The sequence below is a fragment of the Mesorhizobium sp. M5C.F.Ca.IN.020.29.1.1 genome (assembly GCF_003997375.1).
Classification (GTDB): Bacteria; Pseudomonadota; Alphaproteobacteria; order Rhizobiales; family Rhizobiaceae; genus Mesorhizobium; species Mesorhizobium wenxiniae.
Genome location: NZ_RZSW01000215.1, coordinates 1 through 9857, shown reverse-complemented (window position 1 = coordinate 9857; position 9857 = coordinate 1). Strand labels below are relative to the sequence as shown.

Below are 9857 nucleotides of genomic sequence, written 5' to 3'. Positions count from 1 at the left end.
AGATCGGGGCGGTGAAGATCGGGGCGGCGAAGATCGGGGCGGCGAAGACTGGAGGGGTCGCCTGGACGAGTTGAAGGTTCCGCTCCTCGTTATCCACGGCACAGCGGATCCGATTTTTCCGGTCGAGCATGGCGCCGCCCTTGCCGAAGCAGTTGCCGGCGCAAGCCTTGTCCGCATCGAGGGCGGCGGCCATGAACTGCATCCCGACGACTGGGCCGCGATCGTTGATGCCATCGTCACCCATGCCCGAGCCAAATAAGCGCGGAGCCGGACCTTGACACACTATCTCCGTGGCAATAGTTAAGTAATCGCTTCAGTGTTTCGGCCCTCCGTAAAACCACGCAGCGGCGAACCACCAAAGGAACGAGCGAAACAATGTCCTACTTCAAGCTCGTCCCCTGCAACAACGGTTAAGCCCGATGCTGCAAGATAGCGCCCAACTCGACCTGATGTTCCAGGCGCTCGCCGACCCGGCGCGGCGGCACATGGTGGAGCGGCTGTCGTGCGGCCCCGCCTCGGTCAGCCAGTTGGCCGAGCCGCTTGCGATGTCGCTGTCGGCGGTCGTCCAGCACCTGAACGTGCTGGAGGCGAGCGGCCTCGTCCGCACCGAAAAGCTCGGCCGGGTGCGCACCTGCCGGATCGAGCCGAAGGCGCTGAGGACCGCCGAACACTGGATCAACGAACGGCGCCTGAACTGGGAACAGCGGCTCGACCGGCTCGGCGCCTTTCTTGCCGAAACCAAGGACGAAACCGAAGGAAACTGAGGAGGCCAACATGAGCGAACGCTCCGTCGTCCATTCGACCATAGTGCTCGAACGCAGCTACGCCGCTTCGCCGGCGCGGGTGTTCGCCGCCTGGTCCGATCCCGCCGCATTGCAGCGCTGGGGCTCGCCCGGCGAGGGGTGGGAAACCAGCATTGACTGCTTCGAGTTCCAGGTGGGCGGCATTGCGCTCAGCCGTTTCGGACCCAAGGGTGGCGAGAGTTATGTGAACGAGACGCGCTACCTCGACATCGTGCGCGACCAACGCATCGTCTCGGCTGGCGGCATGACCAGCAGCGGCCAGCGATTGTTTGTCGGCCTGCTGACGGTTGAATTCCGTCGAGAAGGCGCAGGCTGCCGGCTGGTGATGACCGAGCAAGGCGCCTTTCTTGATGGCCATGATCAGCCCGAAAACCATCAGGCCGGCTGGAGCCAGATGCTCGACAACCTGCGGGTAGAATGCGCGTGAGCGCCGCAGCCCGAGCCAAGACCAGCAGAATTGGGAGGATAGTATGAAACTCTACTGCGGCATCGGTCCGAATTCCTACCGCGTTCGCATCTTCATGGCTGAGAAAGGCATCGATGTTCCGCGGGTTAATGTCGACCTCACAAAAGGCGAGCACAAGGCGCCGCAATTCCTTGAGCTCAACTCACTAGGCCAGATTCCCGTGCTCGTGCTCGACGACGGCACGGTGATCACCGAAAGTATCGCCATCTGCCGCTATCTGGAGGCGCTGCATCCGACGCCGGCACTGTTCGGCTCGGACGCGGTCAGCCAGGGCAAGGTCGAAATGTGGAACCGCCGCGCCGAGATCGAGATCTTCGGAACGATTGGCAGCATTGCCCAGCATTCCGATCCCATGTTTGCGGAGCGGCTCGTGCAATTCCCGGCTTTCGCCGAAACGCAGCGAGAAGCCGTTCCGGCAAAGTGGGCGTGGCTCGACCGCGAGATCGCCGATGGCCGTCCGTTCATCGCCGGTGACCAGTACTCCGTCGCCGATATCACCGCCGCCGTCGCAGCGTGGCTTGGCGCTTTCTTCGGAACAGACATTCCGGACGCGCTCGTCAATGTCCATCATTGGCTCGACCGTGTTCAGAAACGTCCAAGTTGGAACGCTTAGGCCGCCCGACACTGTTTCAATGGGACGATGTGCGGCTCAACGCCAGCACCTGAATCCAAAGGAGCTTTCGCCATGCCTGTCAAAAGCAGATCGGACTTGATCCGCAGTTACTTCGCCGCCTACCAGGCCAGCGACCGCAGCGTCATTGAGGCGGTGCTGACAGACGATTTCACCTTCACCAGCCCTTACGACGACGCCATCGACCGCGCGACTTACTTCGCGCGCTGCTGGCCAAACAGCTTCAAGTCGATCGCCGTCGAGAGGATTTGCGAGGACGGCAACGATGCTTTCGTTCTCTATCGCTGCGAAACGCTCGACGGCAAGGTCTTCCGCAACACCGAACTGCATTCGTTCCAGGACGGTAGGCTGCGCAGCGTCGAGGTTTATTTCGGCGCTACCTACAAGGACGGCGTTTTCGTCCCGCAACAACCTTGAGCTAGCTCATCGGCTTGCCAGGCGGTAGGACCGAGCAGGGATGCCTTCTCGACAGCCACGATGATCTCGGCACTCGCAAGCATGACACAGGCGAGCTGCTCGACGCGCTTGGTGCGCCACGGCCAAGACGTCACGGCGCAACTCAGTTTCCTGGCGAGCCAAGCTGCTCTGCATCCCAGAACTGGTCGAGCCAGATGTTGAGCTTCAGGAAGCCGGCATTGCTGACCGTATAGACGCGCCTTGTCCCTTCCGGCTTGGCATTGACCAGTCCGGCGTCGAGCAGCACCTTTAGATGCTGCGAAACAGCCGGACGCGAGACCGGCAACCCGGCGGCCAGTTCGTTGACGGTCTTCGGGCCGCGCCGGAGCTCTTCCAAAAGATAGCGCCGGTTGGGATCGGCAATCGCCATGAAGGCGTCGGAAAACATCATGCCTTATTTGTGAGGCAAAGTTTTCTAAATCTCAACCGTTGGTTTCAGGCTTTCTGCGCGGATCGAGCCGCAATGCTTCCGGCGTGATCGAGCGCTCGGCCGGTTGCGTCTTGAAAGCGTCGCGGTCTTCGATCGGCACCGGCGCGCGCCGGCTGATGCGCAGCAGCGTATAGCCCGCCAGGCAAAGATGCGCAAAGGCCGTCGCAAGGAACAGGCCTTCCGGCCGCATCCAGCCCATCAGGCCGGCGGCCAGCAGCGGACCGATCATCGTGCCGAAACCATAGAGCAGCAGCAGGCCGCCCGACACTTTGACGAAATCCTCGGCCCGGGCGTGGTCGTTGGCATGGGCCACGGCGATCGAATATAGCGTATAGGCAAAAGCGCCGTAGGCGGCGGTGCAGACGATGACGAAGACGCCGGAGCGCGGTTCGAACAGGAAGACCGCGAGGGCGAACAGCGCCGCGCCGAAGGCCAGGCCCGCCAGCACAAAGCGGCGGTCGGTCTTGTCGGAAAGACGCCCGGCCGGAAGTTGCATGGCTGCGCCGGCGACGACCACCAAGCTCATCATCAGCGCGATCTCGGCCGTGGAAATGCCGATACGGGCGCCATAGACGGCACCAAGCGTGCCCCAGGCGCCGTTGGCGATGCCGATCAAAACGCAGGCGATCGCCGACACCGGCGAATTGACATAGAGCCCCTTGACGTCGAGCGAGACGTCCTGCAGCGGCTTGGGGTGCGAAGCCGTCGACACCGCGGTCGGAATGAGCGATAGGCAGAACAGGATACCGGTGATCATGAACAGCGAGGCCGACTTCACGTCGCCGCCGGCAACGATCATCTGGCCGCCCATGATCGAGGCGTAGGTGACCATCATGTAAAGACCGAAGACGGTGCCGCGGTTCTCGTTGGTGGACTTCTCGTTCAGCCAGCTTTCGATGACCATGAAGGCGCCGGCCATGGTGAAGCCGGTGAAGGCGCGCAGCAGGATCCAGACATATTCGTCGATGATCAGGCCGGTGAGCAGTGCGACGATGGCTCCCGATGCCGCAAAGGCGCCGAAAGCGCGTACGTGACCGGCTCGACGCACGAGGCGCGGCGCAAAGAAGCAGCCGGTGACGAAGCCGCCGGCCCAGGCCGTGCCCATCAGGCCGAGCGATGCGGTCGAGAAACCTTCCAACTGGCCGCGCAGCGGCAACAGCAGCCCGTGCAGTCCGGTCGCCGCCAGCAGGAAAGCGGTGCCGCGAAGCAGCGAGAGGATCGGTCGGTAGCTTGCAAACATTTAGCTGATCCGGCTGGAATTTGGGGAGGGTCTGAAGATTCGAGCTTTTCGGCGGCGGGCGCTTCGGCTCTGGAAACTATCCGCGGCGGAACAGCGCCTCGGCCGCTGATTTGGTGGTGCTCTTGGTCTTGAGCTCGGCTTCGAGACGGGCGATCTCGTCGCGCAAGATGGCGATCCGCTCGGACAGTTCATCAACGGAAAGCAGCGACAGATCCTGCCCGATCTCATGCGGGCGGGCTTTCTTTTTGGGTTCGTCGTCGAAGATCGCCATCGTCGCTCCTCGCTCATGCGCAAAAAAATTAACTGCTACCTCTGCGCGTCCAATTCGAACGCCCGACGCTGCAGTGGCCATTTGCCTGATTTGGCAATCAGCATACATAGGGCAGGGGCATGGATGCAAACAGTCGGCAAGAAAACCGGCAGCTGGAAAGAAACTGGCGAAGCGAGACGGGAAAACTCATGGCGAGTGGACAGAACAAAATTCCGGCAAAGATGACGGCCATTGCGATTTCGGAACCCGGCGGACCGCGAGTGCTGAAACCGGAAACGCGCGACGTGCCCGTGCCCGGTCCCGGCGAAATCCTGATCCGGGTGCGCGCTGCCGGTATCACCCGGCGGGATGTGCAGCAGCGCAAGGGCGTCTATCCGCCGCCGCCCGGTGCGTCGGACCTGCCGGGCCTCGAAGCGTCGGGCGAAGTTGCAGCTCTTGGCGACGAGATATCACGGTGGCGTGTCGGCGACCGGGTCTGCGCGCTGACACCCGGCGGCGGCTATGCCGAATACGTCAAGGTCCATGCCGGCAGCGTGCTGCCGCTGCCCGCCGGCTTTACCCACACGGAAGCGGCGGCGGTACCGGAAAACTACTTCACCGTCTGGCATAATGTCTTCGAGCGCGGCGGCCTGAGGGGCGGCGAGACGCTGCTCGTCCATGGCGGTTCGTCCGGGATAGGCACCACGGCGATCCAGCTCGCCTCGGCCTTCGGCGCCTATGTCATCACCACCGCCGGCAGCCAGGAGAAATGCGACGCCTGTCTGAAGCTTGGCGCCGACCGCGCGATCAAATACCGTGAGGAGGATTTCGTCGCGGCGGTCAAGGACGCGACCGGCGGCAAGGGTGCCAACGTCATCCTCGACATGGTCGGAGGCGACTATGTGGCGCGAAACTACGAGGCCGCGGCGGTGGAAGGCCGCATCGTCCAGATCGCCACGCAGAGCGGGGCGGTGGCAAGCGCTGATTTCTCGAAGATGATGGTCAAGCGGCTCACCCACACCGGCTCGACGCTGCGGCCGCGCACCGTCGAATTCAAGGCGGCGATCGCCGCGGCGCTGGAGGCGCAGGTGTGGCCGTTGCTCGGCACCCGCAAGGTAGCACCCGTCATGGACATGATTTTCCCGCTCAAGGAAGCGTGGCGGGCGCATGAGCGAATGGAGGACGGCGACCACATCGGCAAGATCGTGCTCGATGTCGGCTGACGGTCGGCAAACAAGCTGAACAAAACCTTAATTGTGCAATGCAACAAACGCATTGCGGCCATGCAAAAGCGTCTGTTCAACTTTTCATCAACGATGCCTATTTGAGCGGCATCGAAACGATGGAGGACTACCATGAACCCGATCCGTGCTTTCCGTAACTGGCGCATGTACAATGAAACCGTGCGCGAACTGAACCGCCTGAACGCCCGTCAGCTCAACGACCTCGGCATCAACCGTGGTGACATCGAGAGGATCGCCCGCAAGGCGCTTTGATCTCAAGCGTGATCTCGCCTGAAAGCATCAAGCCGCTTTTTCGCGACGTGGTGCTTCGGTCCGAGATCATGCTTTAGAAGCCAGAGCCGCAGCAGACGGGTTTCCCGTCGCCGGTTCCGAGCCCGCTGGACCCTGTCCGGCGGGTTTTGTCGTTTTGAAGTCCGTGCAGCAGCAGCTGCGATGATCGATCGGTGCCACGAAGGCGCCGGCAAGATGCTGCAAAAAGCTCCACGCCCCCAGCGGCGCAACACTCCCACAAACTTCTGCATTCTCCGGTCCTGCAGCCATGCTTACGACAGTACCTTCCAAAACCGTTGCGAAACGGCAACGGAGTGGTTATATACGCAGCGAATTTCCCATTTTGGTGGCTCTAAAACCACCGCCCGCGCGGGAACGCGGGCGAACGAGAAGGATATCTCATAATGGCCAATACGCTGCTGATGCCCAAGGCGACCGCCGTCTGGCTGGTCGACAATACCGCGCTCTCCTTCGAGCAGATCGCGCAGTTCTGCGGACTGCATCCGCTCGAGGTCAAGGCGATCGCCGATGGCGAATCGGCGCAGGGCATCAAGGGCATGGACCCGATCATGACCGGCCAACTGACCCGCGACGAGATTGCACGTGCCGAGAAGGACCCGAACCATCGGCTGAAGCTGTCCGACCCCAAAGTGCGGGTGCCGGAATCCAAGCGCAAGGGTCCGCGCTACACGCCGCTGTCGAAACGCCAGGACCGGCCCAACGCCATCCTCTGGCTGGTGCGTAACCATCCCGAGCTGAAGGACGCGCAGATCGCGCGCCTCGTCGGCACCACCAAGTCGACGATCGACCAGATCCGTGACAGGAAGCACTGGAACTCGGCCAATCTGCAGCCGATGGATCCGGTGACATTGGGTCTCGCCTCGCAGATCGACCTCGACATGGAAGTCAACCGCGCCTCGCGTGGCCGCGAGCAGGCACAGCCGGCCGGCGACACGCTGCTGCCGGCGGCATTGACCGAGCGCCTCGTGCCGGCAGCGGAGAAGCCAAAGGATGAGGATGCGGAACTCGACGCCAACGCGGTCTTCGCCAAGCTTTCGGCGCTGAAGTCGAAGGACGAGGATAAGGACGACGAGGAGTAGGTGAGGGCACCTGCCTTCTCCCCTTGTTGTGGGAGAAGGTGGATTGGCGCGCAGCGCCAGACGGAAGAGGCCGTTGGAAGAAACGCCAACGCCGCGATCCGTCCAGCACCCCTCAGCCAACCGAGCTTCGCTCGGCCACCTTCTCCCACAAGGGGAGGGGGAAGACGTCACCTAATTTAGGTTCGCGCGGCTCGGTCCGGTGCCATGCCGTAATCCTCGCTGCGCTCAACCGCACGATAGAAATCGGCGAGCTGCTTGCCGCGCTCCGGCTTGAAGACGCGGCCGGCTATGACCACCGAAGCGATGCGATCGATACGGAAAGCGCGGAAATCGTCGCGCATCTCGCACCAGGCGACCAGCGTCCACACCTTGCCCCAGAACCATAGGCCCAATGGCCTGATGTCGCGCGCGGTGCCGCGGCCTGCTTCGTCGGAGTAGTCGATAGTCAGCACCTGGCGTTTTTCCACTGCGCGCTCGATCAGGTCGATTGCTTCGCGGGCGGCGTCGCTCACCACCCACATCGGCGTGTGGATTTCGGTGCGGGCGATGCGGTCCTTTTCTGCATCGGGCAGCACGGCGCCGATCTTGACCAGCGCCTCGTCGGCGGCCCGCGCCATGGCAGCGCCGCCAAACGCGCGCACCATGCGGGCGCCGGCGACCAGCGCGACGATCTCGTCACGCGTGAACATCAGCGGCGGAAGGTCGAAACCCTCCCTCATCATGTAGCCGACGCCGGCCTCGCCGTCGATCGGCACGCCCGTCGACTGCAGGTCGGCGATGTCGCGGTAGATGGTTCGCTCGGAAACCTCGAGCCACGTGCCCAGCTTCTGGGCGGTGACCAGACGGCCACCGCGCAGATGCTGCACGATCTGGAAGAGCCTGTCGGCGCGACGCATCGTATGGTCCCTCGGTGTTGTTTCTATGCATGTCGTTTTGCCAAAACCGGTTCCCACTTTTGGGCGACATGCATTATGGTTCGAGCCCTTCGCGCTTGCGCTGCGCGGCGACGAAAGCCGCGCCGAAGGAAAACTTCCCTGTTGGCGGCGTCTTTGCATCCAGCACCCGCCAGAACGGCGCGATGTCGCTAAGCGTCATGCCGCGTTCCAGATCCTCGTTGGCGGCCTCGGCAACAGTGCGCAGATGATAGCCGATAGTGACCGGACATGTCACTTCGGCACCGTGCTCGATGGCGAGCGCGGTGCGCAATGCGCGGACGTCCATGTCCACGCCCTCTGGGATGGAGCGGATGAAATCATCGACCTGCTGTGCCGTCGGCACCAGCATCGGCTGGCCTTCGACGACGTCGCCAACAGTGCGCGGCGTCGGCTTGATACCGTTGGTGCCCGGCGTGTTCAGCCTGTCGTTCCAGCTCTTTACCATGCGCCACCTAAACGAAGAGCCCAAAGCTGTTGCCGTCCGGGTCGAGGCAATAAGCGAATGTGCCGGCCGGAATGGAGATCGCCGGCGAGACGATCTGCCCGCCGTTCTGCCTCACCCGTTCCATGGCGTCCTCGATCGGTGCGGCAACCGACAGATGGATGGTCGGGCCATTTCCCGGTGCCGCGGGCTTCCCTGGGTAGATGTGCCCGGAGGCCGTTCGGTCCTCGGCGGCGAACATGGCCATCGGGTTCGGGCCGCTCTCCTCCAGAATGAGATCGTTCTGGAGCACCGACCCATAAAAGGCGCGCGCCCGATCCATGTCAGTGACAGGAATCTCGAACCATGCCGAAGCTTTTGCAGGGATGAAAGCCATGTCTGTCTCCTGATACTGCCGCACTATTGCACGCCGCTCCTGACAACATACTGTCAGGAGGCTTCAGCATATTCCCCTTCAGCGTACTCCTTGGCGAACAGCATACGCATCTCAGCAACGTCGCTGCTTCTCTGGGGATAGAGCGTCTTCAAATAGGCAAGAGCGAACGTGCCGGGAGCCGAACCCGGGGCGGACACGATGCGACCGTCGGCGACCGCATAGGGCACGTCCTGATAGTTCTGGGCGCCCGGGTAACCCGGTTCCTTTTCGTTGATCCAGTCACGACCATTGCTGGTGTGTTTGGCCTTGTCGAACAAGCCGGCACGTGCCAGTGCCAAGGTGCCGGCGCAAATGCCGCCGACCACGCCGCCACGCGCTGCGACCGCTGTCAGCAGCCGGGAGACATCAGGCGGCGCATCGACCCACTGGTCGGAGCCGATGACCGCCACAGCGTCGAGATCGGTGTTTTCATCAACCTCGGTGGAACGGTCGGGCGTCAGCATAAATCCGCTGGCCGAAGTCACCGGCTTTCCGTTCGGCGTCAGTGACACCGCGCGTGCGCCGAACCATTCGACCGCCGAAGCCGCCAGCAGCCCGTATTCCCAGTCGGCGAAACGATCGATGAAAAGAACGCCGATGGTTTTCTGTTCGGACATTTCCTGCTCCGTCTGTCCGTCCGCCGGACCTGTCTATCTGGGCGCCGTGGCGTCCGCATCCAACTGCTGCTGCGAAGAAATCGCCTCAATGGCCGCGGCCGTGGCGGCCTTCGTAATTATCCGGCCAACCGATGTCCTTGCGGATGCTTTGCGGCAACCCGTTCATGAAACGCCGGGTGCGGATCTCGTTGCGCATCGTCCTGATCTTGCCGACATAGTGCTGCATGCTGCGCAGAATGGTAAAACCGTTCATAGCTGGTCTCCTCTCTTTCGATGGAGACACTATCGCACACCCCTCCTGACAGCAGTCTGTCAGTAGAATGATGGCCTTCGGTGATGCTGCCGGTTTTGCCTTCCCGAGCTCGCCGGTGCGCGGCACGCCGGCTTGTTCATCGCAGGTCGCTATCAGCGTCGAGATCGTTCAGCTTGCAGCGACGGACTGTCGGAAATCGGATCCTTCTGCGATAGGGTCGGCGTTCTGATATTGAAGGAGAAAAATTTTCGGTAAATAAGGGAGACGACCAGGGGCCTGAAACGGAGGGGAATTAACAACCGGAC

At 62.3% G+C, this 9857-nt stretch carries 16 protein-coding genes; 8 read left to right on the top strand and 8 right to left on the bottom strand.

Features of this window, described 5'->3' with window-relative positions; all coding sequences use genetic code 11:
• The 5 genes from EOA85_RS18190 to EOA85_RS18170 all read left to right on the top strand — a co-directional run.
• On the top strand, positions 1 to 259 hold a 259-nt coding region (locus EOA85_RS18190), incomplete at its 5' end, for an alpha/beta hydrolase (protein ID WP_164759729.1).
• A 160-nt stretch (positions 260 to 419) separates the two neighbouring features.
• Entirely contained in the window at positions 420 to 764 is a 345-nt protein-coding gene (locus tag EOA85_RS18185) for a metalloregulator ArsR/SmtB family transcription factor (protein ID WP_127210645.1), read from the top strand.
• 10 nt (positions 765 to 774) lie between these two features.
• Positions 775 to 1230, top strand: a complete 456-nt coding sequence (locus tag EOA85_RS18180; protein ID WP_127210644.1) for an SRPBCC family protein — start codon at positions 775 to 777, stop codon at positions 1228 to 1230.
• A 43-nt stretch (positions 1231 to 1273) separates the two neighbouring features.
• Positions 1274 to 1882, top strand: coding sequence for a glutathione S-transferase family protein (locus tag EOA85_RS18175; RefSeq protein WP_029348745.1), 609 nt, complete (start codon positions 1274 to 1276; stop codon positions 1880 to 1882).
• Positions 1883 to 1954: 72 nt separating this feature from the next.
• Positions 1955 to 2317, top strand: a complete 363-nt coding sequence (locus EOA85_RS18170) for a nuclear transport factor 2 family protein (protein WP_127210643.1) — start codon at positions 1955 to 1957, stop codon at positions 2315 to 2317.
• A 142-nt stretch (positions 2318 to 2459) separates the two neighbouring features.
• Here EOA85_RS18170 and EOA85_RS18165 read toward each other — a convergent pair whose 3' ends face one another.
• The 3 genes from EOA85_RS18165 to EOA85_RS18155 all read right to left on the bottom strand — a co-directional run bounded on the left by EOA85_RS18165 (position 2460) and on the right by EOA85_RS18155 (position 4297).
• On the bottom strand, positions 2460 to 2747 hold the full coding sequence (locus EOA85_RS18165; RefSeq protein WP_065011314.1) for a metalloregulator ArsR/SmtB family transcription factor: 288 nt from the start codon (positions 2745 to 2747) through the stop codon (positions 2460 to 2462).
• Between the two features lie 31 nt (positions 2748 to 2778).
• Positions 2779 to 4026 (bottom strand): MFS transporter, encoded by a 1248-nt coding sequence (locus tag EOA85_RS18160; protein ID WP_029348742.1) that lies wholly within the window; start codon positions 4024 to 4026, stop codon positions 2779 to 2781.
• A gap of 76 nt (positions 4027 to 4102) precedes the next feature.
• Entirely contained in the window at positions 4103 to 4297 is a 195-nt protein-coding gene (locus tag EOA85_RS18155; protein WP_029348741.1) for a DUF1192 domain-containing protein, read from the bottom strand.
• A 188-nt stretch (positions 4298 to 4485) separates the two neighbouring features.
• Here EOA85_RS18155 and EOA85_RS18150 point away from each other — a divergent pair, with 188 nt between their 5' ends.
• From EOA85_RS18150 to EOA85_RS18140, 3 genes are all read left to right on the top strand, one after another.
• A complete protein-coding gene (locus EOA85_RS18150; RefSeq protein WP_127210642.1) occupies positions 4486 to 5499 on the top strand; it encodes an NAD(P)H-quinone oxidoreductase in 1014 nt (337 codons plus the stop codon).
• Positions 5500 to 5631: 132 nt separating this feature from the next.
• Positions 5632 to 5772 carry a DUF1127 domain-containing protein gene (locus EOA85_RS18145; protein ID WP_065011316.1) on the top strand — a complete coding sequence of 47 codons (141 nt, stop codon included), beginning with the start codon at positions 5632 to 5634 and terminating at the stop codon, positions 5770 to 5772.
• Between the two features lie 422 nt (positions 5773 to 6194).
• A complete protein-coding gene (locus tag EOA85_RS18140) occupies positions 6195 to 6890 on the top strand; it encodes a DUF1013 domain-containing protein (RefSeq protein ID WP_029348739.1) in 696 nt (231 codons plus the stop codon).
• Between the two features lie 176 nt (positions 6891 to 7066).
• Here the strand turns inward: EOA85_RS18140 and EOA85_RS18135 are convergent, their stop codons facing one another.
• The 5 genes from EOA85_RS18135 to EOA85_RS18115 all read right to left on the bottom strand — a co-directional run bounded on the left by EOA85_RS18135 (position 7067) and on the right by EOA85_RS18115 (position 9552).
• Positions 7067 to 7786 (bottom strand): YafY family protein, encoded by a 720-nt coding sequence (locus tag EOA85_RS18135; protein WP_008873880.1) that lies wholly within the window; start codon positions 7784 to 7786, stop codon positions 7067 to 7069.
• A 73-nt stretch (positions 7787 to 7859) separates the two neighbouring features.
• On the bottom strand, positions 7860 to 8270 hold the full coding sequence (locus EOA85_RS18130; protein ID WP_127210641.1) for a hypothetical protein: 411 nt from the start codon (positions 8268 to 8270) through the stop codon (positions 7860 to 7862).
• 7 nt (positions 8271 to 8277) lie between these two features.
• Entirely contained in the window at positions 8278 to 8643 is a 366-nt protein-coding gene (locus tag EOA85_RS18125) for a VOC family protein (RefSeq protein WP_127210640.1), read from the bottom strand.
• A 53-nt stretch (positions 8644 to 8696) separates the two neighbouring features.
• On the bottom strand, positions 8697 to 9299 hold the full coding sequence (locus EOA85_RS18120) for a DJ-1/PfpI family protein (RefSeq protein WP_127210639.1): 603 nt from the start codon (positions 9297 to 9299) through the stop codon (positions 8697 to 8699).
• A gap of 85 nt (positions 9300 to 9384) precedes the next feature.
• On the bottom strand, positions 9385 to 9552 hold the full coding sequence (locus EOA85_RS18115; RefSeq protein WP_127210638.1) for a hypothetical protein: 168 nt from the start codon (positions 9550 to 9552) through the stop codon (positions 9385 to 9387).
• Positions 9553 to 9857: the final 305 nt, after the last annotated feature.